This is a genomic window from Bradyrhizobium embrapense (assembly GCF_001189235.2).
Classification (GTDB): domain Bacteria; phylum Pseudomonadota; class Alphaproteobacteria; order Rhizobiales; family Xanthobacteraceae; genus Bradyrhizobium; species Bradyrhizobium embrapense.
The window spans coordinates 992493-1015800 of record NZ_LFIP02000002.1; the positions used below are offsets into that span (position 1 = coordinate 992493).

The 23308-nt window shown below is 61.9% G+C and carries 28 protein-coding genes and 1 tRNA gene; 16 read left to right on the top strand and 13 right to left on the bottom strand.

What is annotated here, in order from left to right; genetic code table 11:
• Positions 1-449 precede the first annotated feature (449 nt).
• Positions 450-524: transfer RNA gene (locus AKN83_RS12155), tRNA-Glu, on the top strand.
• Here the strand turns inward: AKN83_RS12155 and AKN83_RS39550 are convergent.
• Positions 512-1057, bottom strand: coding sequence for a hypothetical protein (locus AKN83_RS39550; RefSeq protein WP_157113326.1), 546 nt, complete (start codon positions 1055-1057; stop codon positions 512-514). The genes AKN83_RS12155 and AKN83_RS39550 overlap by 13 nt on opposite strands.
• Positions 1058-1328: 271 nt before the next feature.
• On the opposite strand from AKN83_RS39550, the gene AKN83_RS12165 reads away from it, so the two are divergent.
• The 6 genes from AKN83_RS12165 to AKN83_RS12190 all read left to right on the top strand — a co-directional run bounded on the left by AKN83_RS12165 (position 1329) and on the right by AKN83_RS12190 (position 6442).
• Positions 1329-1808: a c-type cytochrome gene (locus tag AKN83_RS12165; RefSeq protein ID WP_244521962.1), complete on the top strand. Its 480-nt coding sequence runs from the start codon at positions 1329-1331 to the stop codon at positions 1806-1808.
• A gap of 168 nt (positions 1809-1976) precedes the next feature.
• Complete coding sequence (locus AKN83_RS41150; RefSeq protein ID WP_050402665.1) at positions 1977-2822, top strand: S1C family serine protease; 846 nt, start codon at positions 1977-1979, stop codon at positions 2820-2822.
• 385 nt (positions 2823-3207) lie between these two features.
• Complete coding sequence (locus tag AKN83_RS12175; RefSeq protein ID WP_050402664.1) at positions 3208-3669, top strand: CBS domain-containing protein; 462 nt, start codon at positions 3208-3210, stop codon at positions 3667-3669.
• A 199-nt stretch (positions 3670-3868) separates the two neighbouring features.
• Complete coding sequence (locus tag AKN83_RS12180) at positions 3869-4057, top strand: hypothetical protein (protein ID WP_157113327.1); 189 nt, start codon at positions 3869-3871, stop codon at positions 4055-4057.
• The gene (locus AKN83_RS12185; protein WP_050402662.1) at positions 4050-5057 is read left to right on the top strand and encodes an LOG family protein; all 1008 of its coding nucleotides are present in this window, start codon (positions 4050-4052) and stop codon (positions 5055-5057) included. Before AKN83_RS12180 ends, AKN83_RS12185 begins: the two co-directional genes overlap by 8 nt.
• The gene (locus AKN83_RS12190) at positions 5054-6442 is read left to right on the top strand and encodes an MBL fold metallo-hydrolase (RefSeq protein WP_050402661.1); all 1389 of its coding nucleotides are present in this window, start codon (positions 5054-5056) and stop codon (positions 6440-6442) included. The genes AKN83_RS12185 and AKN83_RS12190 overlap by 4 nt, the downstream gene beginning before the upstream one ends.
• 51 nt (positions 6443-6493) lie before the next feature.
• Here the strand turns inward: AKN83_RS12190 and AKN83_RS12195 are convergent, their stop codons facing one another.
• Both AKN83_RS12195 and AKN83_RS12200 read right to left on the bottom strand, forming a co-directional pair.
• Positions 6494-7213: a CBS domain-containing protein gene (locus tag AKN83_RS12195; RefSeq protein WP_050402660.1), complete on the bottom strand. Its 720-nt coding sequence runs from the start codon at positions 7211-7213 to the stop codon at positions 6494-6496.
• Positions 7214-7533: 320 nt separating this feature from the next.
• Entirely contained in the window at positions 7534-8265 is a 732-nt protein-coding gene (locus tag AKN83_RS12200) for a CBS domain-containing protein (RefSeq protein WP_050402659.1), read from the bottom strand.
• 291 nt (positions 8266-8556) lie between these two features.
• On the opposite strand from AKN83_RS12200, the gene AKN83_RS12205 reads away from it, so the two are divergent.
• The 3 genes from AKN83_RS12205 (at position 8557) to AKN83_RS41155 (ending at position 9824) form a co-directional block, all read left to right on the top strand.
• The gene (locus tag AKN83_RS12205) at positions 8557-8928 is read left to right on the top strand and encodes a carboxymuconolactone decarboxylase family protein (protein WP_050402658.1); all 372 of its coding nucleotides are present in this window, start codon (positions 8557-8559) and stop codon (positions 8926-8928) included.
• Positions 8929-9436: 508 nt separating this feature from the next.
• Positions 9437-9649, top strand: a complete 213-nt coding sequence (locus AKN83_RS12210; protein ID WP_050402656.1) for a YgaP family membrane protein — start codon at positions 9437-9439, stop codon at positions 9647-9649.
• 16 nt (positions 9650-9665) lie between these two features.
• Positions 9666-9824 (top strand): hypothetical protein, encoded by a 159-nt coding sequence (locus tag AKN83_RS41155; protein WP_244521963.1) that lies wholly within the window; start codon positions 9666-9668, stop codon positions 9822-9824.
• A gap of 419 nt (positions 9825-10243) precedes the next feature.
• Here AKN83_RS41155 and AKN83_RS12220 read toward each other — a convergent pair whose 3' ends face one another.
• From AKN83_RS12220 to AKN83_RS12245, 7 genes are all read right to left on the bottom strand, one after another.
• Complete coding sequence (locus tag AKN83_RS12220) at positions 10244-10978, bottom strand: CBS domain-containing protein (RefSeq protein WP_050402655.1); 735 nt, start codon at positions 10976-10978, stop codon at positions 10244-10246.
• Positions 10979-11169: 191 nt separating this feature from the next.
• Positions 11170-12522 (bottom strand): oxygen-independent coproporphyrinogen III oxidase, encoded by a 1353-nt coding sequence (gene hemN, locus AKN83_RS12225; protein WP_050402654.1) that lies wholly within the window; start codon positions 12520-12522, stop codon positions 11170-11172.
• Between the two features lie 52 nt (positions 12523-12574).
• Entirely contained in the window at positions 12575-13252 is a 678-nt protein-coding gene (locus AKN83_RS12230; RefSeq protein WP_172803529.1) for a helix-turn-helix domain-containing protein, read from the bottom strand.
• Between the two features lie 175 nt (positions 13253-13427).
• Entirely contained in the window at positions 13428-13592 is a 165-nt protein-coding gene (locus AKN83_RS39555; RefSeq protein WP_157113328.1) for a hypothetical protein, read from the bottom strand.
• Between the two features lie 19 nt (positions 13593-13611).
• Positions 13612-14334, bottom strand: a complete 723-nt coding sequence (locus tag AKN83_RS12235) for a CBS domain-containing protein (protein WP_050402653.1) — start codon at positions 14332-14334, stop codon at positions 13612-13614.
• A gap of 63 nt (positions 14335-14397) precedes the next feature.
• On the bottom strand, positions 14398-14691 hold the full coding sequence (locus tag AKN83_RS12240) for a c-type cytochrome (protein WP_430641539.1): 294 nt from the start codon (positions 14689-14691) through the stop codon (positions 14398-14400).
• A 77-nt stretch (positions 14692-14768) separates the two neighbouring features.
• Positions 14769-15605, bottom strand: coding sequence for a universal stress protein (locus AKN83_RS12245; protein ID WP_050402651.1), 837 nt, complete (start codon positions 15603-15605; stop codon positions 14769-14771).
• Between the two features lie 163 nt (positions 15606-15768).
• On the opposite strand from AKN83_RS12245, the gene phbB reads away from it, so the two are divergent.
• Genes phbB through AKN83_RS39560 form a run of 5 tightly spaced genes read left to right on the top strand, consistent with a single transcriptional unit; the run spans position 15769 to position 19440 of the window.
• Complete coding sequence (gene phbB, locus AKN83_RS12250; protein ID WP_050402650.1) at positions 15769-16494, top strand: acetoacetyl-CoA reductase; 726 nt, start codon at positions 15769-15771, stop codon at positions 16492-16494.
• A gap of 33 nt (positions 16495-16527) precedes the next feature.
• Positions 16528-16989, top strand: coding sequence for a CBS domain-containing protein (locus AKN83_RS12255; protein ID WP_244521964.1), 462 nt, complete (start codon positions 16528-16530; stop codon positions 16987-16989).
• Positions 16986-17375 carry a hypothetical protein gene (locus AKN83_RS12260; protein WP_050402648.1) on the top strand — a complete coding sequence of 130 codons (390 nt, stop codon included), beginning with the start codon at positions 16986-16988 and terminating at the stop codon, positions 17373-17375. Before AKN83_RS12255 ends, AKN83_RS12260 begins: the two co-directional genes overlap by 4 nt.
• Positions 17372-19186 (top strand): PHA/PHB synthase family protein, encoded by a 1815-nt coding sequence (locus AKN83_RS12265; protein ID WP_244521965.1) that lies wholly within the window; start codon positions 17372-17374, stop codon positions 19184-19186. Before AKN83_RS12260 ends, AKN83_RS12265 begins: the two co-directional genes overlap by 4 nt.
• Entirely contained in the window at positions 19183-19440 is a 258-nt protein-coding gene (locus AKN83_RS39560) for a hypothetical protein (protein WP_157113329.1), read from the top strand. Before AKN83_RS12265 ends, AKN83_RS39560 begins: the two co-directional genes overlap by 4 nt.
• A 303-nt stretch (positions 19441-19743) precedes the next feature.
• Here the strand turns inward: AKN83_RS39560 and AKN83_RS12270 are convergent, their stop codons facing one another.
• The 3 genes from AKN83_RS12270 to AKN83_RS12280 are packed head-to-tail and all read right to left on the bottom strand — an operon-like array spanning position 19744 to position 22628.
• Positions 19744-19998 (bottom strand): hypothetical protein, encoded by a 255-nt coding sequence (locus AKN83_RS12270; RefSeq protein WP_050402647.1) that lies wholly within the window; start codon positions 19996-19998, stop codon positions 19744-19746.
• Between the two features lie 54 nt (positions 19999-20052).
• A complete protein-coding gene (locus AKN83_RS12275; RefSeq protein ID WP_050402787.1) occupies positions 20053-21645 on the bottom strand; it encodes an AAA family ATPase in 1593 nt (530 codons plus the stop codon).
• On the bottom strand, positions 21645-22628 hold the full coding sequence (locus AKN83_RS12280; RefSeq protein WP_050402646.1) for a zinc-dependent alcohol dehydrogenase family protein: 984 nt from the start codon (positions 22626-22628) through the stop codon (positions 21645-21647). The genes AKN83_RS12275 and AKN83_RS12280 overlap by 1 nt, the downstream gene beginning before the upstream one ends.
• A 132-nt stretch (positions 22629-22760) precedes the next feature.
• On the opposite strand from AKN83_RS12280, the gene AKN83_RS12285 reads away from it, so the two are divergent.
• Entirely contained in the window at positions 22761-23234 is a 474-nt protein-coding gene (locus AKN83_RS12285) for an Hsp20/alpha crystallin family protein (protein ID WP_050402645.1), read from the top strand.
• The last annotated feature ends 74 nt before the right edge of the window (positions 23235-23308 follow it).

Here is a 23308-nt window from a genome sequence, read left to right on the forward strand (position 1 = left end):
GCGCTGATGTTTGTTGTGCCAAGATACTGGTGAGCCAAATTGCCGTGCGCCAAGGTCTCGCGCTTTGTTCCAAGCACTCCTCTTGCTTGTCCGGCGCCGTGCGGGCGCAGCATGGTGAAGGGCTGCGATGTTAGCAGAGGCCGGCGCCGGGTGACTTCACAGGCAGGTGTTTACAGAACGGTGTTTTTGCATTTGCGGTTTGTCAAAAGCAGGGCCGTGCACGATGCAGAGATGACATCCGGAGGTGGCCGTGCCGGCGGCGCGGCCGCATCGCTGGCCCGTGCAGGTGCGGCGCGCTGCGGCCCCTCGGGGCGTAGGGGCGTTCCGGGGCTGCTGCCGCGCCGAAACCGCCGGCACGGCATGGTAAGCATGGATGACAAAATCCCCGCCGCAATGCACAAGCCATCTTGCGGCAGGCCGATTTCAAGGCTATTGCCTTCCCTCTCAACGCTCCCTTCGTCTAGCGGTTAGGACGCGGCCCTCTCAAGGCTGAAACAGGGGTTCGATTCCCCTAGGGAGCGCCATTCGGGAAATCATGACCTTGTTTTTCCGTGGCCTTTTGCCTGTTTTCCCAGATTCTCAGATGCGGTTTGGGAAATTCTGTTCGACCTATGTTCGTTGAGGCCTGCTGCTGCGCGCTTGCCGCCACGGCCGCGATCGGCCTCACGGGTATATCTCTTCGCCTCTGACAGTGTGGTGTGACCAAGCGCGGCCATGATGTCATGCGCGCTACATTCGGCATCAGCGAGGAGTCGGCCAGTGTCTTACGCAACCCATGCGGCTTGCAGTCGAGCGGAAGGCCTGCGGCGCTGATCGTATCACGCATGAATCGGCTGAAGCCATCGACTGTGCATGGCTTGCCGTACTCGGTGTTGATGACGGTAACGTGCTTGCGCTGTGTTGCCGCCAGCGCCTTCTGCAGGTCTTCACTCACCGCCATGTCGACCAAGACGCCAGTCTGCGCCGTGCCCTGTTCAGCATCAAGCCGTAGGCGGTCCGCTGCTTTGTTCCGATTGGCCAGCGTTTCTCGAATGCGGCCATCTCTCGATCCGTCCAAGATCTGATCTTGCCTCCCTTGGGCGTTTGATGCCTGCGGTTGGATCAGGCGTGAGACCGAAATGGTTGATCAGGATGCGCTGCTTGCGAGGGCGAGAGTTAGTGGCTGGCCAAAGTCCAGCTCAACCCGACTTTGCTGCGTCCGGCTCAGCGGGGATAGCGGTGGCAGTCTATGTCTGCTTATTCTCCGGCCCGAGGGCACCGCGCCGCCGGAACTGGGAGGGCGCGATGCATTGACTTGCGTCAAACTGAGGCCAAGCCAACACCGCTAGATGAGCTTATCCGAAGAACTGGGGCATGATATGAGTATCCGTGGCCTGAAGTCTTTCATGATTGCCGGTGTGACCGCTGGCTTCGCCGCGGCCGCTCACGCTGAAGATGTCGATGTTGGTAAGGCGGAGTTTCAAGCTTCGTGCGCAAGCTGTCATGGCGTAGATGGAAAGGGCAAAGGACCTGTTGCTGGGCAGCTGAAGGTGCCGCCTGCCGATTTGACGGCCTTGGCCAAGAACAACAATGGGATATTTCCGATAACCGCCGTTTATGAAGCCATAGATGGGCGGAGAACAATTTCCGCGCACGGCACTCATGAAATGCCGATCTGGGGAGAACGATTCAATCCCGTCAAGAGCGCGCCTCACACGATTGATCCGACCTACGACGCGCTCGATCCTTCGCGGGACTTGCGGGAAGTCGTCGTGCGAACACGCATCCTCGCCGTTATCGATTACCTGAACCGCATCCAGCAGAAGTAGCGGCACCGAAGGCGTTCGGGATCGCCGTGCCGCCGACTCGCCGCTCGGCCGCGGAGGCGATAGATGAGCGGCAGCCGTACGCGCATCAAGTGCCGCCCCATCATTGATCCCCATCAAGGCCGCTGCGAGCAAAGTCGCTCATGGTCATATGGAAATGGAGGATCAACGATGACCGGCATTGTGCTCGATGCCCGGCAAATTCAGAACGCCCAGCTCCCGTTCGCCTCTGGCTCGAACAGCAGATTTCGGCCGCTCTTGGTCCGAGGCCGACATCCGGAGCTGATGCGGAAGTGGTCCGACTGCCTGCTGTCATCCATGACCATCATCGCGGGGCTGTTCCTGCTCTGGCCCGGACCGGCGCAAGCTGGGGAAATCCGGGATGTGCAAACACTTGCGCCTCTGGTCGGGAAGGTCATCCAAAGTGTCGTCGGCATAAAGGTCGGCACCGAGACTTCGGCATCCCCCCGGTCAATGGACGCTGGTCCCGAGCTTCCGCCTCGCATTATGCAGGATGTGTATGGTGCGGGCGTCGTCATCAAGGCGGAGTCCGGATTGATCGTGACGAGCAATCATCTGGTCAGCGGCGCCACGACGCTTGCGGTCCGATTGCCGGATGGGCGCCAGCTTGACGCCCGGTTCGTGGTAGCCGACGAGCGATACGACCTCGCGATGCTGAGGATTTCGGCGTCCGGCCTGACCTCGGCCCGCATCGGCCGATCGATCGACGTAGAGCCTGGGGATTTCGTCGTTGCGGTCGGTGGCTCCTCGGGGTTCACTCAAAGCATTAGTTTCGGCATCGTCAGCGCCCTGCATCGTTCGTCGCCTGGTGTTCCCTGCCAGGATCTCATTCAGACCGACGCGTTGCTGGATCGCGGCAGTGCAGGCGGGCCGCTGTTCAATCTGCGGGGTGAAGTGATCGGCATTGTTGCCGCCACCACCGGCGAGACCGAATCCGAGCGCGCCTTTGCGATTCCCTCGGATGCCATCGATCGCCTCTTCGCCCGGATGAACTAGATGTTCAGTGCGCCCGTGGATCGATTTGCAGCCGTTTGATCCGCTGAAAATCACGACAGCCGTACGAATTGCAGTCACTATCGCGACGTACACCGTCAATGATCTCTTGTGGTGCATCTCGCCATCCTTGCCAGGCAAGCCAAAGCAGGTAGGGGCGCGCAACGGCCGCGAGCTTCCGGGAGTGGCTCTCGACGTGCGTAGTCAGCGCTGCGGCTCCATACTCGGCGGTGCTTCCCATATGAACCGATAGCTCGCCGAATGATCCTGCGGCGAAAACGGGCGGTTACAAAAAGCTGCACGGCTTATTGATCCAGATCAGCTTGACCTTCCATTTTTGATCGATGCTGGCGGATCATCGTGTACGCGAAGCTCTGGGGAATTTGCCATGTTGGCCTTGGATGTCATGCGCACGTCTTTCGCGACGATCACGCCCGGCGCACCATTGCTTGATGCTGTTCGTCTATTGCTGGAAACTGGACAGCGCGGCTTGCCTGTGCTCGATGCCGCAGGGGCGCTGATCGGAGTCATCTCGGAGGGCGACTTCCTCCACCGTCGCGAACTCGGCGTGCATTGGCCGGAGGGCTTTTGGCTCGAATGGCTGCTGAGCAGAGAGGAGGGGCGGCTGGTCCGCGAGCGGACCCGGGCGCTGAGCGTCGACGCTGTGATGAGCCGCAAGCCCGTCTGCGTCGACGAGTGCGCGACTGTGGACGAGATCGTGGTCGAAATGGACAAGCATCAGATATCGCAAGTCATGGTACTCCGGGGTACACGCGTCGTCGGCATCGTCGGGCGTGTGCAGCTGATCACCGCGCTTGAGCGGATACTCGCGCGATCCGAGGGCAACTGACGCGGAAGACCCGGCAGACAATTGCGGAGCGTGCGATTGCTCCGGACGCGCTTCCGGTCGAGCCGCAACAGCGGCGAGAAACTAGGCTCAGTTTGGCGCCTTGGCATCAAAGAAATTTCCGAATTGACCTCGCTCAAGGCGCCCGTGCAGCCGATTGCGGATGCTAGGCAATGCCTATCAAATGCTGACGAGGTTCGCCATGACTGACCTAGTGAAGTCGCCGACCGTCAGGCAACGGGCGAATTTTGAAGCAGATATTGGTAGCGCGAAGTCGACCGATCACCGCTGGCTACTGGATGCGTTGGAGGATGACGAGGTTCGTGAGGCCCTGAAGCACGATGCGGCGCCCACATCCTCGGAGGCGGACGGCAGGCCGGCGCATGACTGACGATCCGCCATCGACTCGTCCAAGCCCGAAGCCGGCTCACCGTGTCGACAGGGCCGTGGTACTCCCGGATCGGCAGCCCAACAGCGCCGAAGAGGACGGCCGTGTGCCTGGCGCTCTGCGCAGCATCCTGCAATCGCCAAGCTATCAGGAGGCGGATCAGGACGAAGATTTTCTGCAGAGCGAAGCCACACGCGGCATTCGCCTCCAACTTGATTTCCTCAAGACCGAAACCCTGCTTCGGGAGCATCAGATCGCTCACACCATTGTCGTCTTTGGCAGCACTCGCATTTGCGAAGCGCAGGCGGCACGCCGGGCCGTCGCCTCGATGGCTGACGTGCTCGCGTTGAATCCTGACGATGACGACCTGCAGCGCCGTCTCAAGACGGCGCGGAGTCTTGCGGCGAAGAGCAAGTACTACAGAATCGCACGCCAGTTCGGGCAGATCGTCGGTGCCGCAAGCGAAAAGGCCATCGGCGGCCGTCTGATGATCATGACTGGCGGCGGGCCTGGTATCATGGAAGCCGCCAACCGGGGTGCGCGCGATGTCGAGGCCCCATCGATCGGACTCAACATCGCCCTTCCGAAAGAGCAGGACCCCAACCCCTATGTCACGCCGGAGCTCTGCTTCAGGTTCCACTATTTCGCGATGCGAAAGTTGCATTTCTTGATGCGCGCCCGCGCGCTGGTGGCATTCCCTGGCGGCTTTGGCACGATGGACGAACTGTTCGAGGTGCTGTCGTTGGCGCAGACCCGGAAGATTGCGCCGGTGCCGGTTGTGCTGGTTGGCGAGTCGTACTGGCGTCGCGTGTTTGATCCGGACTTCCTGGTCGACGAGGGTGTCATCAATCCGGAAGACAGGTGCCTGTTCTGGTTTGCGGAGTCCGCCGAGGAAACCTGGCAGGGCATTCTGCGGTGGTACGAGGCGGCCGGCCGACCGCTTCTGCCGATCGGAGACGACGCCTCACGGGGCAAGTCGATCAGGAAAGAGGGCGAATCGTGAAATTATCCTTTCATGGCGCCGATCGCGCGGTGACCGGGTCCTGTCACCTGGTCGAATGTCTGAACCGGCGCATTCTCATCGATTGCGGTCTCTTTCAAGGAAGCCGCGACCTGGTGGAAGAGAACATCGCCGCCTTCGGGTTCGATCCTTCAACGATCGACTATGTTCTGCTGACCCATGCCCACCTGGATCACTGCGGCAGGATTCCATTGCTTGCGAAGCGCGGGTTCAAGGGTGAAGTGATCACGACTGCGGCCAGTCGCGAGCTGGCCCGCCTCGTTCTGGTCGATGCGGCGCATCTTCAGGAAGAAGACGCACAGCGGAGAGCGCGCCAATGGCGCCGGCGCGGCGAAGAAGATGTGCGGTCGCCGCTCTACACCGTCGTGGATGCGCTCGATTGCTTTGATCGGTTTGGAAGGACGGCTGAATATGGGCAGCCTTTGCCGCTCGCGGAGGGACTTCGTGCGACCTTCTTCGATGCCGGCCATATCCTGGGCTCTGCTAGCATTCTGATCGAGGTCGCCGAGCATGGCCGCGCGCGTTCGGTCCTGTTCTCGGGCGATCTTGGCAACGCCGGTCGCCCGCTGCTGCGGCTCCCCAGTCCTCCCGCTCGCGCCGACATTGTCGTCATGGAATCGACGTATGGAGACAGGCTCCATCGGTCGCTGAAAGACTCCATCGAAGAGCTTTACGGCGCGGTCAGCAGCACGCTGGCGCGCGGCGGCAACGTCATTATCCCGACCTTCGCGCTCGAGCGCGCCCAGGAAATCCTATATGTCCTGCGTCAAGGGGTGGAGTACAGCAGGCTGCCGCCGACTATGCAAATCTTTCTGGACTCGCCGATGGCGATCTCGGCGACCGAGATATTCAAGCGGCATTCCGAATCTCTCAGCTCCGAAGCCGCTTCCATGTTTCGCGAAGGGCGGGATCCGCTGCAGCCGGCAAACCTGCGTCTGGTCCGCGAGAGCGCCGATTCGATTGCCATCAACAGGATAACCGGAGGCGCGGTCATCATGGCAGGCTCGGGGATGTGCACCGGCGGCAGAATTCGCCATCATCTCCGGCACAATATCTGGCGCAAGGAATCGGCGATCGTGTTCGTCGGATACGCCGCTTCGGGAACGATTGCGCGGCAGATCATCGATGGGGCCAACTTCGTGCGGTTGTTCGGCGAAGACGTTGCGATTCGCAGCACGATCTACACGATCAACGGATTTTCAGCTCACGCGGACCAGCAGGAGTTGCTGGTATGGCGACGCGCGATCGAGGGATGCGAGGCAACGTTCCTGGTTCATGGCGAAGAGCCTGCAATGCAGGCGCTCGCCGCGCATTTGGAGGACCAGCGAGTCGAGTTGCCGCGTCTGGGCGACGTGTTTGATCTGTAGATGGCGGGCCGGACAATTCGGCCAAACGAGCTTGCTGAGCCGCCTGTCGCTTCAGCTCGCTGCCTTCATGTCCTCGGGGGATTCGACGTAGAAGCCGGTATAGGTATCCACGAAGCAGAGATGGTCGTGCACCTTCTTGACGCCGGCAGTGTTCTCCGCGGCTACGATGGTCGCTTCGCGCGCTTGGTCGCTGGTGACGATCCCATGCAGATGGACAACGCCGTTGCGGACGGTGACCTCGAACCCGATAGGGCGCCAGGTTACGGCGTCGATCTGCCGGAGGATACGATCGCGGATATGGTCGTCGTCCGCGGTCGGATCCGGGATCTCATGCGCCAGACTAGCCACGGCCTGGAGCAGGTTCGAACGGGTCACGATGCCGACGAGGTCCTTGCCGCGCATCACGGGCAGGCGCTTGATGTCCTTCTTCTCCATAAGGTGCACCAGCTCCTCGAGCGGCGTTTCTTCCCCGACCGTGACCGGATCCGGCGTCATCACGTCCTCGATCTTGCGACCGCGCTCGTGGACGAAGTCCTCGGCGGCGCGGCCAGGTCCAAACAGGAACTGGAGAATGGCCGAACGCTTGCGCCCGGTTCCGATCTCCCCGCGGCGCAAGAAATCGCTTTCCGAGACGATTCCCGTCAACCTGCCGTCATCGACGACCGGCAGCCCGCTGATGTGATTTCGAAGCATGATGTTGGCGGCATCCTCGATCGCGGTTCGAGGCGTAACAGTGATGACGTTCTTGGTCATGATCTGGTGGGCGCGCATCGATGCCTCCGATGAACCTTTCGATTACAAAGCAGTCGCTTTCGCACGGCATTCCTTGACGAGGCTCAACCGCTTGCAATGGCGCGTACGAGATCTGGACCTGCGTGTCAGGAAGATTGGATGTCGTGAGTGCTTCAGCCTATCGCGAGCGAGAGCGTCGTAGTGCCCGTAGCGCCAATGCTCTCAGTCGCTTCGTCGCGATGCTTTCCGATACGTGAATGGTGATCAGAAGCGACCCGAATATGAGAATCATCAAGATTGCCTTTGCTGTTTCACTGGCCATTGCAGAAACTCCGAATGTGCGGCGGTTTTGGTTGCCTTTAGCGAGCCTGTTTCTCCGACTCCTGGTCTTCAGGAGATTTCAGACAGAAGCCCGAGAAGCTATCGCCCCAGTAGAGGTGATCATGCACCTCGCGGACGCCGGGAACGTTCTCGGCCGCGACGATCGCAGCCTTGCGGAATCTGCTTTCCGTGATCAGGCCACTCAAGTGGACGATGCCATCCCGGACGATGACGCTGAGTCCGAGCGGGCACCAGGCGTTGTGTTCGATCTCGTCCAGAATGCGCCGCCGGATCCGGTCGTCATTCTCGGTTGGAGCAGGTACGCCGCGTGCAAGGCTCGCCACGGTTCGCAGCAGGTTGCTGCGGGTGATTATGCCGACAAGCTTGCCGCCGCGAACAACCGGCAGCCGCTTGACGTTGTTCGTCTCCATCAGTTCGACGACCGTCGTCAGCGGCGCATCCTCGGCTACGGTGACCGGCGCGCGTGTCATGATCTCGGAGACCTTGCGGCCGTGCTCGAACACGTAGTCCTCAGCCCATTTTCCTGGTCCGAGAATGAAGGTCATCAACCAGTTTCGCTTCCTTTCGGTGCCGAGCTCGCTGCGATGAAGAAAATCCCCTTCGGTGATGATTCCGACGAGCGTTCCGTCGCGACCGACGACCGGCAGACCGCTTACGTGGTGCCGAAGCATGATGTTTGCCGCGTCGAGGATGGTGCTGTCCGGCGCTGTCGAGAGCACCTTGCGGGCCATGATCTGGTGCGCGTACATCCGATATCTCCCATCGTCCTGGAAAGTAACAATCAGCCTAACTCCAGATGCGTGGGACGCGTTGATCTGACACAAGCGGCAAATTGGGTGCGGTTTGATCTGGCGCAAAGATCAAGCGCGATCGCTGCGTTACAAGGTCGGGGTCCTTGCAAGCCGAACACGCACGTCCTTTAGAGAGGCCAGATCGCGTTGCCGGGCTGCGTTGGATGAAGGGCGGCGTTCGCCGTTGCACCCCCGTCGGCGGAGCCGCCCTTCCTCTGGACCGTTCCAATAGCGAAGACCGAGGGTCGCATGCAAAAGGACTATGCCGACGTCTGCAAGCACATCTCCTACAATCTGGGCCAGCTTCGCAACGGCATTCCGGAAACCATGCGAGCGTTCTCGGCCATGGCGCAGGCGGCCACCAGAAATGGTGCGCTTGATGCACGAACGAAGGAACTGATCGCGCTTGCACTGGGCGTTGCCGCTCACTGCGACGGCTGCATCGGCTTCCACGCCGAGGCCCTGGTCAAGCTTGGCGTCGGCCGCAAGGAGGTCGAGGAGGCGCTCGGATTGGCGGTCTATATGGGCGGAGGACCGTCCCTGATGTACGCCGCCGACGCTCTGGGGGCGTACGACCAGTTTCAGGAGCGCGCGGCGGTTGCCGAGCCGGCGATGGATTGATCCGATCGTCGCCACGCGCCGCGAGGCGTTGGCGAGCTGCTGAAGGATCCGGAGCTGTCGTCGTTCGATAGCCGGGAGAATGGTGCGATGTGCTCTGGAGATGGCAAGCGGCGGCTGCCGCAGCAACATGGGAACGAAGCCGTCATCGTTGGGCGGCCGCCACGTCAAGCGGCGAAGAATGCCGATGAGGTGGTGCAGAAGAAGCCGCGTGCCCGAAAGCTTCAGGACGACGCTTCATATTGGGCGTCCCGCGCCGAGCGGACGAAGCGGCAAGCCGCGCGACATCCGGACCAGGCGACTCGCGATCATTTCATGAAAATCGCGGCCGGATATGAGGCACTCGCCCGCTCGGCCCGTAGCGTCGGGCGGGATCCAGATTAGGCCGACGACGGACGTAGAGCTCCGGGGTGGCAGGACGCGCGGTCCCTCCGCGTGAATTGATCATGATCAAGGGCTTTGGGCCGGAGTGCGTTCAAAATGGGGCCTGCAGAAAAGGAGGCGCTTTGCCATGACGCGCAACGTCGGACTCATCGATCAGTACGCCCGGATCGTCATCGGTCTGGCTCTGATTGCATATACCGTGAAGGACGGCTCGCTTGGAGCGGGATGGCTGATCGTCGGGACTCTCGGATTCGTTCTGATCGCGACAGCACTCCTCTCGTACTGTCCGCTGTACACGTTGTTGGGAGTCAATACTCGGCAAAAGTCCAGCTCGGTCTAGAAATCCGAGAACAATAATGGATGAAAACCTCACTCTCGCCGAGTTGCGGTCGCGACTCGATCGTCTCGGCGCGGGCGCTGTCTTGAGAATTTCCGATCGTGATTACGAGCGGCTGTTTGGGATCAACGAAGTCGCTGCCGCCAAGGCCGCAGAGTTTGCCAGGAAGCATCGCTGAGTGTTCCGGGCGAAGGTTCGGTGTACTTCCGAAAGTCGAATTCCGACGCGTATGGTTCAGTCGATCTGGTGCAGGACGCGCCCTCAATTGCCAGCTGAACCCGACATCTGTTCAACGAAACGGTCAGTCGAGAGTGATGATGGTCAGAAGCAGCTGGAAGATCTCCCAGCCGGCGGCGACCAGTAATGTCCCAACGATGAGCAGACGGCCGTACCATGAGACGGTCGGACCGCTCCGACGCTGCCGGCGTCGAAGCTGATTGACCGTCGGCATCGAGGCAAGGGTTGGAACGGCGTGAGCATGCCGATCGCTCGCGTCGTCAAGTCTCAGTTCGTTTTGTTGCCGTGATCGATCCATTTGTGGTCAAAGCCGTGCATCGTACAATCGAAGCGGGCACCTCAGATCTGTCTTTCGCATGCCTACAGGGGTTGATCGTCTTCTGTCGATGGTTCTTCCTCCAACGAGACAAAGTCGCCACCGCCATAGTCGTTCTCCGGCGGCGGGTAGATGATCTTCACCAACTGGTCGTCGACCCGCTTTACGCCAGCGACGTTCTCAACCGCAACGGTCGCGGCCTTGCGTGCATTGTCGCTCCGGATGTTGCCGCGCAGGCTGACGACCCCGTCGCGCACGCTCACGTTCAGCGCAGCCGGTCGCCAGGGCGCATGCGCCAGCGCCGCAATGACAGATGCACCAATCTGGTCATCGTTGCTGGAGGAGGATAGGTCGAGACGAAGGCTTGCGATGGCGGTCATGAAATCCGTGCGTGTGACCATCCCGACCAGCTTCTTGTCTCGCATGACCGGAAATCGCGTGACGCCGTGCGATTCCATCAGTTGAACGACCTGCTCGAGTGGGGTGTCCTCCTCGATAGTGATAGGATTGGGGGACATGATCTGACTGACCTTGCGGCCGTGTTGGCGGGCGAAGTCGAGTGCGACCTGGCTCGTGCCGGCGAGCATCGCAAGCCAGCGGCCGCGGCGCTTCTCCGTTCCGACTTCCACGCGCCGGACGAAGTCTCCGTCCGACAGCATCCCGATCAGTGCTCCATCCCGATCGACGACCGGAAGGCCGCTGATGTGATGCGATAGCATCGTCTTGATGGCATCGATCACCGATGCATCGGCATCGATCGTGATGACGTTTCGCGACATGATCTCCCGTACGTGCACGGCGCCGATCCTCCGACATGAGCTGACAAAGCTCAGCTAACTCCTTGAAGAAGCAAAGCGCGTTGATCCTTATCAACCGGACGGTCGTGCAGTTGCGTTGATACTGCCTGATATTTGGCAGGCAACCGAGTTCGCCACGTGGCTGACAACTGCGCTTCGTCCGGCGGTCGGAGCTAGACGGCTCGGCTATGTCGCGCTGCGGCGCGGCCGAGGTGAGCGTCGAATGCCGAGGCGACGCTGCGGACCAGGAATTCCGCGTCATCGTTGATCAGGAGGCGGTCACCCCTCATCGTCACAGCGCCGTCCGCGATCAGCCTGTCGAGCCGGGAGCAATCGACGACGGCCGAACGCGGGTCCCAGCGGTGCCGGCGGCATATCTGCGGCAAGTCGACGGCCATGTCGCACATGATGCGTTCGATGATGTCGGCGCGGAAGCGATCCTCCGCCGTCAGCCTGTAGCCCTTGACGGTGGCAAGCCGGTCCTCGGCGATGCGCGCCAGGTAGTCGCGTGTCGCGACTGCATTCTGCACGAAGCCCTGCGGCATGCGGCCGATTGCGCTGGCGCCGAGACCGATCAAGATCTCGGCAGAATCGTCCGTGTAGCCCTGGAAGTTACGCCGCAGCTGGCCGGCGCGCTTTGCCATGGCCAGATTGTCGCCGGGGAGCGCGAAATGGTCGAGGCCGATGCGGATGTATCCGGCATCGGTCAGTGCCTGCGCGATTGCCTCGGACTGACGATGCCGCTCGAGGCTATCCGGCAGCAAGTCCTCGTCGATCATGCGCTGGTGCTTCTTGAAGGAAGGAATATGGGCGTATCCGAACACGGAAAACCGGTCGGGCCGCAGCGCGACGCATTTGTCGATGGTGTCCAGGCAGGAAGCGACAGTCTGAGCGGGCAGGCCGTAGAGCAGGTCGAAGTTGACGCGGCCGACGCCGGCATGGCGCAGCCGCTCGACCGCTTCCGCGGTCTGCTCAAGGCTCTGCGACCGATTGATGGCGTGCTGGACGACAGGATCGAAGCTCTGGACGCCAAGGCTCGCGCGGTTGACGCCGCTGTAACCCAATGCTTCCGCCATCGGCTCGGTCAGGGTGCGGGGATCGATCTCGACGGCGATCTCGGCGTCGGCCTGCACGAAGAACGAGTAGCGCAGCGCACTGACGAGGTCGGCAAAGGTCTCCGGCGTCATGATCGTCGGGGTGCCGCCACCGAAATGGATATGGGAGACGGGCAATCGCTGACCGACCGCTTCCGCAACGAGGTGGGCTTCGGTGCGAAGGCCGGCGGCGTAAATGGCGATCGGTTCGCTGTGCTTGGTGATGGAGGTGTGGCACCCGCAATACCAGCACATCGACCGGCAAAACGGCACATGCAGGTAGATCGAGGCCGGCCGCCGAGCTGGAACAGACCTCAGCCATGTCCCGTAATCAGCCTCGCCGACCGACGCAGAAAAATGAGGAGCTGTCGGATAGCTGGTGTAGCGCGGCAGTCTGTCCTGCCCATAGGTGATTGCCAAGCTCGACCGCATTGGATTCCTTGCCTCTCGCGCGCCCCCGATCATCGGGGCCCGGCTCGCCCTTTCACGCCGCCATGACCCGGTTCGACATCGCACGGTTGCGAAGCTCCACCCGGCGCGAGGTCGGCAGCGAGATCACGCCGTTGTGCTCGAGCTGGGTAAAGGTACGTGACACCGTTTCGATCGTCAGACCGAGATAGTCGGCGATATCCTGCCGCGACATCGGAAGCTCGATGGCGGCATTCTTGACGGCTCGGTGGGCCATGTCGTTGAGGAAGCCGACGACGCGATCTTCTGCGCTACAGATCAGCAGCATCAGATGCTCCTGAAAGCGACGCAATTCCTGAGCCGTCGCATCCCACAGTTGCCGTGCCAGATCCTTTTCGTGCGTCGCACGGACCATGAGCGCGGCCCGCTTGACCACGATGACCCGCGTCTCGGAAACGGCCTCGGCCGAGGAAATATGGGTCTCGCCGGCTTCGAAGCCGAAGATGTCGCCGGGCAGATAGAATGCGCCGATCTGGCGGCGTCCGTCTTCCAGTATCTTGTAGGTTCGGACCGCGCCGGAAACGACCTGGTAGAGGTATTCCGCGGCCTCGTCCTCGCCGTAGATCTCGCTGTTGCGAGCGAACCGCATCGGCATCCCGATCATGCCGAAGGGCCCTTCGACGCGCGCCTGCCGGCTGAGGATGCTGGTCGGGTGACGGCTGTTCTCGAGAGAAATGGCGTTCTGGGTCTGCATGGCGACGCTCCATGGATGGGAAGTTCGATGGAGCCAGACTGATCGCATCTCCTGGATCGGGAAATTTGGATATTTCCCCTAAGTAGAAGCCACTTACGTATTTGTACGTAGGCTCCGGACAAGGCAGCCTCGCCTCGCGCCGAGCGGGTCGCTGGGGGTACGGGGCGAAGCGGGGCTAGCTCCCGTTCTTGTCAGGATAGGCAGCGCGCGTGCTGGCTCCATTCCTGTCCTGTTCCTGACGCCAGCGCGTCGTGCTGCGATCGGTCACGGCGAGCACGAGCGCGAAGATCGAGAAGATCAGACAGACGGCCGTGACGACGAGCAGTGTACTCAGTGCCATGTTGGACCCCTCGATCTGATCAGCCAGCCGCCTTGATGTCTTCCGGCGATTCGACGTAGTAGCCCGAGTAACCATCGACGAAGCAAAGATGGTCGCGGACTTCCTTGACGCCCGAGGTGTTCTCGGCAAGCACGATTGCGGCCTGGCGAGCTCGTTCATCGAAGATCAGGCCGTGCAGATGCACGGCGCCGTTGCGCACCCAGACCTGGAAGCCGGCGGGGCGCCAGCCGGTAGCGTTAATTTCGCGCAGAATCCGTTCACGGATGTGGCTGTCATCGGCGGTCGGATCGGGAACTTCACGCGCCAGCGAAGCGACGGCCTGCAGGATGTCCGCCCGGGTGACGATCCCGACCATGGTCTTGCCGTTCACAACCGGCACCCGCTTCACGCCATGCTTGTGCATCAGATGCACGATTTCGTCGAGCGACGTCTGCTCCTCCACAGTGATTGGGTTCGCTGTCATGACATCTTCGACCTTGCGGCCGCGCTCATGCACGAAATCGGTCGCGGCACGACCCGTGCCGGTGAACAGCTCCAGCCATGCCGATCGCTTGTGTCCTGTGCCGATCTCGGTGCGCCGCAGGAAATCTCCCTCGGACACCATGCCCCTGAGCGTGCCGTCTTCGTCCATCACCGGCAGACCGCTGAGATGGCATCGCAGCATGATGTTGGCCGCGTCAAGGATCTTGGTGTGCGGACTGACGGCGATGATGTGCTTGGTCATGATCTGATGCGCGCGCATGTTGGGACCTCCGTGTTGAAAAACGAACCATAAAGCGTCGCGCGCCCCGCACGTTGACCTGGCTCAACGGTCTGCCTGGCTGCGCTCCAGAGATTTCAAGAACAGCATGAAGTCGCCCACCTGGTCCGGCTCGAAGCTGAACTGCGGCATGGTCGGATGGCCGGTGACAATCCCTTCCGCCAGCGCCTCCTGCAGCATCTCGACCGGATAGCGTTCGTGCAATGTCCGGAACGGCGGTGCTATTTTCAGCGGGCTCGGGCTTACCCGGTCGATTGAATGGCAGCGAGCGCAATAGAGCTGCGCAAGGCGACGACCTTGCTCCTGGTCGGCTGCGGCCGGAGTCAGTGCGGCGCAGATCACGCCGATGATGGCGAGGCCGCGAGCGACATAATACTGAAATGTCCTGGCAGGATGTCTCACGAGACGGCTCGCGCTTAGTGAGACATCAGGACCGGGACGGTCATCGCACGCAGCATGTCGCGCGTCACGCCGCCGAGCAAAGTTTCCTGCAGGCGGGAGTGCCCGTATCCGCCCATTACCAGAAGGTCGAGGCTCTCGTCCGCCGCGATCGACAGCAGCATCGACTGAACCTCCGGTTTTGACGCCGGCAACGACGTGATCTTGGCCGGAAGCCCTTGCTTCGCAAGATAGCGCACCAGATGGTCGGTGGAGCTTTCAGAGGGAATTGGATCGGCCCCGCCGATCGTGATGATGGCGAGAGCGTCGGCTGCGCGCAGCAGCGGCATTGCGTCGTGGAGGGCGCGGGCAGCGAGCCGGCTGCCGTCCCAGCAGATACCGATTCGCTTCGCCGAGAATGCGCCATGGAACGTATAGGGCATGAACAGGACGGGGCCACCGGCCTGGAACAGCAGTTCCCGCGGGATCACATTGTCGTAGCTGTGATATTCGCCCAGCGGCTGCGCCACCACGGTTAGGTCATGTAGTCGTGCGCTGGCGCAGATCATCTCGCGCGCATCGATGGGGAGTGCGCCCACAGCGCGGGTCGCATAGGATATCCCCGCATTCCGCGCCTCGATATCGAAGACGCGTAGCGCGGCCTCGGCGCGTTCGAGGGCCTGTGCGTGTTCCACCTCGAACAGCGAGGCGACCGCCACGCTCCCTTCAACGACGAGCGGCACGCTGGCAGTCTCGTAGCCGATCGCCATTGCGTCGAGATGGGCGCCGGTGGCGAGCGCGAGGGAGACCGATCCGTCGACCGCCGGACGCGGCGACAGCTCCGTCGGAATGTGGACCAGGATGTTCTTGAACATGACCGTTCTCCAAAAGGGGTGGAAGCACACTCGCCATCAGAGCACGGGACGAGGCAGGCCGATTTGATCTGTCTCATGCGCGTTTGCGGATTTTGATTGAGCGAGATCAATTCGTCGCGCGCGTACTTCGCGCAAATGTTGCTCTCAGCCTGGAGGAGCCGGCATGGCGCGCGTCGCATTGGTTACGGGTGGGAGCAGGGGAATTGGCGCAGCAATATCGCGTGCCCTCGCTGCTGCCGGATGCCGGGTTGCGGCCTGCTATGCCGGAAATGCGGCGGTCGCCCGGTCGTTTCAGGATCAGACCGGAATTCCCGTATTCCAGTGGGATGTCGCGAACTTCCAGGCCTGTGCGGCCGGTGTCCGCGAGGTGGAAGCCGCGTTGGGCCCGATCGACATCCTGGTCAACAACGCCGGTATCGTGCGCGATGCCACGCTGCATCGAATGACCAAGCCGCAATGGGACGCGGTGATCCGAACCGATCTCGATTCGCTGTTCAACATGTGCCGGCCACTCATCGAGGGCATGCGGGCGCGCAAGTTCGGGCGGATCATCAACATCTCGTCGATCAATGGCCAGAAGGGCCAGATCGGCCAGACGAACTATGCCGCGGCGAAGGCCGCCGAGCTCGGCTTCACCCGCGCGCTCGCGCTCGAAAGCGCGCGGTTCGGAATCACGGTCAATGCGGTCTGTCCCGGTTACATCAGCACCGAGATGCTGGCCACGGTGCCGACCGACGTCATGCAGAACTCCATTCTGCCGCAGATTCCGGTCGGGCGGCTGGGGCAGCCGGAGGAAATCGCCCGTGCCGTCGCGTTTCTTGCCGCCGACGAAGCGGGGTTCATCACCGGATCGACGCTGTCGATCAATGGCGGTCAACACATGTGCTGAAGGAGAGCGATGACTATGCTCGCAACCGATGTGATGCGCAGCTCGTTCGCGACGATCAAGCCGACTGCCACAGTGCTCAATGCCGTCGAGCTGCTGCTTGAAACCGATCAGCGCGGCCTGCCGGTGATCGACGAGGCCGGCGAACTCGTCGGCATGGTTTCGGAGGGCGATTTCCTTCATCGCGATGAGCTGGGCATCAGTCCGCCGTCGGGAAACTGGCTGGAGTCTCTGCTCGGGATTGCTGAGAACACGCCTGAACGCGAACGCATGCGCACGCTGCAGGTCGGCTCGCTCATGAGCGGCTCGCCGATCACGGTCGATATCGAAGCATCGATCGAGGACGTCGTCACGCAGATGGACGTCTACAATGTCGCCCAGGTTCCGGTGCTCTGCGCCAGAACCGTCGTCGGCATTGTCAGTCGCAGGGAGCTGCTTGCGGCACTGGCGCGCCGATTGAGAGAAGCAGAGAAAGCAAGCACCGGAGTTACATCATGAACGAGATGGCCCTGCAATCACATGCGCACGCCGTCGTCTGGATCGATCACCTTGTTGCGAAGGTTTTCGGCATTGGGTTGACTGGCATCAGCACGACGGCCGTCCATGCGCATTTGGCGTCGCAGCATCTGCATCACAGGGCGAATACGATCGGCGACGGCCGCGTCCTGGCCGACGCGACCTTCCTCGCGAGGGTGGGGGAGGCCGTGAGCGATTGCAGCGATCTGCTCGTCATCGGTCCGGGCGTCGAGAAGGTCGAGCTGACGCAGTATCTCAGGGCGGAGCGGCCCGACCTCAACTTGCACGTTGAGTCGAGCGATCATCCGACTGACGCGGAGATCGTCGCGCTGGGTCGGAAGCGGTTCCACCTCGGAGACGAGCGATGACAGTGCAGGCAGTCCTCGACCAGCCCAGGTCTCCTGCCAACGACGATGTGACGGGTGCCGGAACGCCTACTTTAGTGCAGCCTGAGAGCAAGCCGGTAGCGGGTACCGACTTGCTTGACCAACTCGTTCACGCGGCGATGGCGCGATGGACCGGGGGGCTTTCACCAGCCGGCCTCGCGCTCGCTTTTGCCGATTGGCAACTCCACCTTGCGGCCTCACCCGGCAAGCGGCTTCAACTGGCGCTGAATGCGCTGGCTGACGGCGCGCATTTCGCGCGCATGGTATCGACGCCCCATGCGGCGTGGCAGCCCTGGTTCATGGTCAAGCCTCAACCGAGTGACAACCGGTTTACGGGCCAGGATTGGACGTTGCCGGCCTTCAACGTCATGGCGCAGGCGTTCCTGCTGGCGGAGCAATGGTGGCATTCGGCGACCAGCGGCCTGCACGGTGTCTCGAAAGCAAATGCAGCGGTCGTGGATTTCACCGTCCGGCAATGCCTCGACGTCGTTGCGCCGTCCAACTTTGCGTTCAGTAACCCCGAGGTGCTGCGCGAGGCAATGGAGTCGGGTGGCGGAAACTTCGTCTCGGGCTGGCATAACTGGCTGGAAGATTGCAGAAATCTGCTGAGCGCCAAGCCAGCCGAATCCGTCCCCTTTGTGGTCGGCAAGGACGTCGCCGTGACCAAGGGCAAGGTCGTCTACCGGAATGAGCTGATGGAGCTCATCCAGTACGCGCCTGCAACAGCCGACGTTTGCCCGGAGCCGGTGCTGATCGTGCCGGCGTGGATCATGAAGTATTACATCCTCGATCTCTCGCCGCGGAATTCGCTCGTCCGGTTCCTGGTCGAGCGAGGCTTCACCGTGTTCATGATCTCGTGGCGAAATCCGGAGCCAGCTGATCGCGACCTTGGTTTCGAAGACTACCGCAAGCTTGGGGTCGACGCTGCGATCGACGCGATCAATCAACTCGTGCCTGAACGCGCTATCCATGCAGCGGGCTATTGCCTCGGCGGCACGCTGCTCGCAATTGCAGCTGCTCGTCTGCAGAAGGAGCGGCCCGGCTGCCTACGCTCGGTGACACTGCTGGCGGCCCAGGTCGATTTCACCGATGCGGGCGAGCTGACACTCTTCATCAATGAGAGCCAGGTTGCGTTCCTCGAGGATATGATGCGGCAGCGCGGCGTGCTCGAGACGGCGCAGATGGCCGGAGCGTTCCAGTTGCTGCGGTCGAACGACATGATCTGGTCGCGCCTGATCCGCGACTATCTCATGGGCGAGCGAGCCGAACCGAATGATCTGATGTCATGGAACGCGGACGCGACCCGCATGCCGTACCGGATGCATTCGGACTATCTGCGTAAGCTCTTTCTCAACAACGACCTCGCCGAGGGCCGCTACCTGGCGGACGGGCAGCCGGTGGCGCTTTCCGACCTTCGCGCCCCCATGTTCGTGGTCGGCACTGTCCGCGATCACGTCGCGCCCTGGCGGTCGGTTCACAAGATTCATTTGTTGGCCGATGCCGATATCGCCTTCGTGCTGGCGAGCGGCGGTCACAACGCCGGCATCGTTGCTCCGCCGTCGGAGGAGGGGCGCAGCTATCAATTGTTGGAGAAAGCGGCGGACCAACCCTATGTCGGGCCCGACGAGTGGCTGCGCAAGGCGGTGAATCGCGACGGATCCTGGTGGCTGGAATGGGTTCGTTTCCTTACGGCGCATTCCGGGCCGTGGGGGCCGGCGCAGCCGGTGCTTCACGCGCCCGAGGGTCGATCGCCGCTTGGGGACGCGCCGGGGCAGTATGTCCTCCAGCATTGACGTCGCGCCGGCTTGATCTGTCGCAAATCCTCTCCGTCGCGAGCCGCTACGGTGAAAATGGTGCACCAGGTTGCAGCGAGGAAGCCATGAGTCTGATCCTTCGCGTTTTCTTCATACTTGCGGGATCTGTCACCGCGCTGTTCGTCGCACGCGATTCTCTGAACTTTGACGTCATGCAAATGTTCGTGGCGATCCTGCTCGTGATCGCGCTTCTGTTGGCCGGCAGCCTCTGGAGCCTGTGGCGGCAAACGTGACGGCTCGGGCTCGGTCGAAGGCCTGGAACTGTGGCGTCCGTCCTGGTGCGCTGGTATCAGCGCCATCCGCCCGTGATACTTGCACTCGCACTTCACTTACGCGCCGGATCGGTGATGCAGCAGGGCTTGAAACGTCGGCGCGTGCGGCGTCCGATACTGGTCTGCCGCTTCATCAAATCGGCGCAGATCGTGTCGGTCCGGAACGGTATCGCCACGGGCCATCCACCAGCCAAGGGCCGGCTGTTCAGGCCGGCCCTTGGAAAGCAGATGGCGGATGTCGTCGACGCGTCCGGATGGAAGGGTCTACCGTCCTTCGAGCCTGGTAGGACCCCTGGTGATGTTCATGAACATCAGGGCTATAGCCGATGCGGCGGCAACAAATGTCGCGGTCCATCTGACGGTGGAGACGGCAAAGGCGGCGTCAAGCCGCCAGCTTGTTGGGACCGGCTCGGTCGAGGCAAGCGGTACCACATCCGGAAAGTACCAATTGCAGAATAGAGCGAGCACGACCGCGAGGATCGCGCTACCGACAAAGATGAAGGTCAATCGCCGTTTCATGGAACTCCTCCTGTCAATGAGGGAATGTTGCCAGACCTGACGGCGTCGACCAATTCAGGAGTTTCCCTTAGGCGACGTACCGCTCGCCCGGTCCGTTGGGGTCGCCGGCGGGCGGGACGTACTGCGTGCAAGCGTGGTGGAGGGCGTACCGGAAGCGTCGACGATATCCCAATCGATCATTCCGGTTTCGATGTTGTCTTGGATCAGGACGACATCGGACGTCGCGTCCGACGCATCGTCTTGGCGCGATGCCACGCGGTGCAGCCGTGTGCCACGTCCGGCGGTCAGGAAAATGCCGCGAAAGTCAACTTTTACGTCGCGAGCAACGGCTTTCGCGGCATCACGTTCCCCCGGTTTCAGGAAGGCTGCATCGAGTATTACCGAAACTCCCTGGCCTAATGTATGCGCGGCACGATCGAGCATGGCCTGGTAGACGCGGTCTGATGATTCGGGAGTGTAGGTCTCCGGCGGTAACGTGGCGTGCTCGGCGACGTGAAAGAGCTGCTTGCGAATGACATCCGATCGCAGGACCAGGGCGCCCGGGGGCGGCGCGATCAGATGCGCCATGTCGCGCGCCAGCACGCTCTTGCCGGTACCAGACTTCCCGCCAACTGCAAGGAGGCGGGGCGGCGCCGGTTCAATCAGCCGGCGTGCAAGCTGGAAATAGTGCCTCGCTTGGGCGGCGATCGCTTGATCGAGCTGATGTTGCCGTGCCCTGGTGAAGAGCACATTGGCGCGGATCGCTGCGCGTATCGACAGGAACAGTGGCAGCAAACACAACGCCCTCGATTGCGTGTCCCAGGCGCTTTGCATGTAGCTATTGAACAGCCTGTTGGCCGCGGTCTCCCGTCTGAAGTACAGCAGGTCCATCAGTGGAAATGCGAGGTCATAGAGGACGTCGGTTGTCGCGATATCGGGGTCGAACTCGATCGCATCGAACAGAACGGGCTCGCCGTCGAGCAGGACGATGTTGCCGAGATGTGCATCGCCGTGACAATGCCGGACTTGTCCAGCAACCGCGCGGCGGCGCAGCAGCTCAAGATTCCGAGCAAGCGATCGATGGCTTAACTCGTGCAATTCATCGATCTTCCCGCAGGAAAGAGCTGACTCGTTCCGAAACCGCTCGGTGTTGCGATCGATGATGACGGGGAGTGACTTGAGCCAGTGCGATCCATCGCTCCCAATCGCTTCTCGATGGGATTCGAGCAGGATGGCGGCCAGTCTTTCGCCCAGCTCCGGCCGGATTGCATCCCGCTCGGCGAGATGATCGAGCGTCTCGTTTTCGTCGAAGCGAGTCATTTCGACGGCCCATTCGGCGACCGGTCCGGTTCCCCCGATCGCAAGACCGTCACGCCCGCGCGTGATCGGAACCACGCCGCGATAGATGGAGGGGGCGTGGCGCTTGTTGACCGCAATCTCATCCACGCAGGCGCGCCGCCGCTTCTCCAATGTCGAGAAGTCGAGATAGGGCAGCTTGACCGCTCGCTTGACCTTCAGGACGCGTGAAGGTCCGAGAAAGACGATCGAACAATGGGTATCGATCCGCTTTACTGGCGCGTTCGGCTGGCCGGATCTGGCCAGGAAGGACAATACGGCAGCCTGGCCGGTCTCGCCCGTGACAGCCTCGGGTGATGATGCCGGCGTCATCATGGCTTCAAGACGGCTGCGCCGACGAGCTTGCCGTCTCGCAAGCGCGCAAGTGCTTCATTCGCCTGGTCCAGGGGAAAGACGGTGACGTGCGTCCGGATTCCGGCCCTTGCCGCTGTCTTGAGGAAGTCGACGCCATCTTGTCGCGTCAGATTGGCAACGGAGACGATCTGCCGTTCACCCCAAAGGATGTCGTAGGGAAAGCTCGGGATATCCGACATGTGAATGCCGGCACACACCACGCGTCCGCCTTTGCGCAGCGTGCGCAGTGCAAGCGGGACGAGGGGCCCGGTTGGGGCATAGATGATCGCGGCATCGAGCTCGGCCGGCGGCCGATCTTCCGAAGCACCCGCCCAGCATGCGCCGAGCGATAATGCCAAGCGCTGGGCCTCGGCGTCGCCGGCACGGGTGAAAGCGTACACATCGCGGCCTTGCCAGCGTGCCACCTGCGCGACGATATGTCCCGCCGCGCCAAAGCCGTAGATGCCGAGCTTGCGGCCGTCGCCGGCCATCACCAGGGAACGCCAGCCGATCAAGCCGGCGCACAGCAGGGGTGCCAGCTCCGCATCCTCGCCGTCTTCGCCGAGCGGAAAGCAGTAACGCGCGTCTGCCACCAGGTGCGTGGCAAAGCCGCCGTCCCGCGTGTAGCCGGTGAACAGGGGGGCGTCGCAGAGGTTTTCCTTGCCCTCCCGGCAGTAGGGGCAATGCCCGCAGGTCGATCCGAGCCAGGGAACGCCGACGCGTGCACCGAGATGCAGGCCGTCCACGCCTTCACCGATCGCCTCGATACGACCAACCACCTCATGGCCGGGAACGATCGGATAGGCGATGTCTGGCAGTTCTCCATCGACGACATGCAGGTCGGTGCGGCAAACGCCACAGGCGCCGACCTTGACGCGGACCTCGCCTGGTCCCGGATGTGGGTCGGGCCGCTTGGTATATTGCAGCCGCGCGTCGCGCGCGGGCAGGATCATGGCGTGCATGGCGGAACTCGCTTCGGTCTGTGCCACTCCTTTGATCACATGACATTGGTTGGGTTTTGATCCTGGTCAACGGCTCGGAGGCCGTTCCTGACTAGCTTCGACTTGCAAGCAACACGTAAGCAGGAGGTATTGATGGCTAATAACGTGATCCCTGTTGGAACCGAGCGCGCCTTGGCGCGGCGGGAAACCAATCCATTCACGTTTCTGCAGCAGGAGATCGACCGGCTGTTCGACGGCTTCGGCCGCAATTTTCCGGCGTTCACCGCGTCGCAGGCGATGATGCCGCGCATGGACGTCAGCGAAACCGACAAGACCGTCGAGATCTCAGCCGAACTGCCCGGCCTCGAGGCTAAGGACATTCAGCTCAATCTCGCCGACAACACGCTGACGATCCGCGGCGAGAAGAAGAGCGAGCGCGAGGAGAAGGACAAGGACTATCACCTGGTCGAGCGCAGCTTCGGCGCGTTCTCGCGGTCCGTTGCGTTGCCCGAAGGAGTCAAGGCGGAAGACGTCAGCGCCGAGATCGCCAAGGGTGTGCTCAAGGTCACGGTCAAGAAGCCGGCTCCCAAGCAGAGCAGGCAGATCGACATCAAGACGGCGGCGTAGCCGCCTTGCGGGGCGCGTCGCCCGTCAGGCAGCGACGCGTCCCCGAAATAACTATCCATCCAAAGGGGATCAGC

Excerpts from the sequence above, each read along its gene's own strand:
- phbB (WP_050402650.1), top strand. The coding sequence starts at position 15,769 with ATGGCGCGCGTCGCATTGGTTACGGGTGGGAGCAGGGGAATTGGCGCA.
- AKN83_RS12205 (WP_050402658.1), top strand. The coding sequence starts at position 8,557 with ATGCAAAAGGACTATGCCGACGTCTGCAAGCACATCTCCTACAATCTG.
- AKN83_RS12200 (WP_050402659.1), bottom strand. The coding sequence starts at position 8,265 with ATGTACGCGCACCAGATCATGGCCCGCAAGGTGCTCTCGACAGCGCCG.
- AKN83_RS12255 (WP_244521964.1), top strand. The coding sequence starts at position 16,528 with ATGCGCAGCTCGTTCGCGACGATCAAGCCGACTGCCACAGTGCTCAAT.
- AKN83_RS12165 (WP_244521962.1), top strand. The coding sequence starts at position 1,329 with ATGAGCTTATCCGAAGAACTGGGGCATGATATGAGTATCCGTGGCCTG.
- AKN83_RS12270 (WP_050402647.1), bottom strand. The coding sequence starts at position 19,998 with ATGAAACGGCGATTGACCTTCATCTTTGTCGGTAGCGCGATCCTCGCG.
- AKN83_RS12260 (WP_050402648.1), top strand. The coding sequence starts at position 16,986 with ATGAACGAGATGGCCCTGCAATCACATGCGCACGCCGTCGTCTGGATC.
- AKN83_RS12245 (WP_050402651.1), bottom strand. The coding sequence starts at position 15,605 with ATGTTCAAGAACATCCTGGTCCACATTCCGACGGAGCTGTCGCCGCGT.
- AKN83_RS41150 (WP_050402665.1), top strand. The coding sequence starts at position 1,977 with ATGACCGGCATTGTGCTCGATGCCCGGCAAATTCAGAACGCCCAGCTC.
- AKN83_RS12180 (WP_157113327.1), top strand. The coding sequence starts at position 3,869 with ATGACTGACCTAGTGAAGTCGCCGACCGTCAGGCAACGGGCGAATTTT.
- AKN83_RS12235 (WP_050402653.1), bottom strand. The coding sequence starts at position 14,334 with ATGCGCGCGCATCAGATCATGACCAAGCACATCATCGCCGTCAGTCCG.
- AKN83_RS12230 (WP_172803529.1), bottom strand. The coding sequence starts at position 13,252 with ATGCAGACCCAGAACGCCATTTCTCTCGAGAACAGCCGTCACCCGACC.
- AKN83_RS12175 (WP_050402664.1), top strand. The coding sequence starts at position 3,208 with ATGTTGGCCTTGGATGTCATGCGCACGTCTTTCGCGACGATCACGCCC.
- AKN83_RS12185 (WP_050402662.1), top strand. The coding sequence starts at position 4,050 with ATGACTGACGATCCGCCATCGACTCGTCCAAGCCCGAAGCCGGCTCAC.
- AKN83_RS41155 (WP_244521963.1), top strand. The coding sequence starts at position 9,666 with ATGGATGAAAACCTCACTCTCGCCGAGTTGCGGTCGCGACTCGATCGT.
- AKN83_RS12220 (WP_050402655.1), bottom strand. The coding sequence starts at position 10,978 with ATGTCGCGAAACGTCATCACGATCGATGCCGATGCATCGGTGATCGAT.
- hemN (WP_050402654.1), bottom strand. The coding sequence starts at position 12,522 with ATGCGGTCGAGCTTGGCAATCACCTATGGGCAGGACAGACTGCCGCGC.
- AKN83_RS12280 (WP_050402646.1), bottom strand. The coding sequence starts at position 22,628 with ATGCACGCCATGATCCTGCCCGCGCGCGACGCGCGGCTGCAATATACC.
- AKN83_RS12195 (WP_050402660.1), bottom strand. The coding sequence starts at position 7,213 with ATGCGCGCCCACCAGATCATGACCAAGAACGTCATCACTGTTACGCCT.
- AKN83_RS12265 (WP_244521965.1), top strand. The coding sequence starts at position 17,372 with ATGACAGTGCAGGCAGTCCTCGACCAGCCCAGGTCTCCTGCCAACGAC.
- AKN83_RS12285 (WP_050402645.1), top strand. The coding sequence starts at position 22,761 with ATGGCTAATAACGTGATCCCTGTTGGAACCGAGCGCGCCTTGGCGCGG.
- AKN83_RS39555 (WP_157113328.1), bottom strand. The coding sequence starts at position 13,592 with ATGGCACTGAGTACACTGCTCGTCGTCACGGCCGTCTGTCTGATCTTC.
- AKN83_RS12275 (WP_050402787.1), bottom strand. The coding sequence starts at position 21,645 with ATGACGCCGGCATCATCACCCGAGGCTGTCACGGGCGAGACCGGCCAG.
- AKN83_RS12210 (WP_050402656.1), top strand. The coding sequence starts at position 9,437 with ATGACGCGCAACGTCGGACTCATCGATCAGTACGCCCGGATCGTCATC.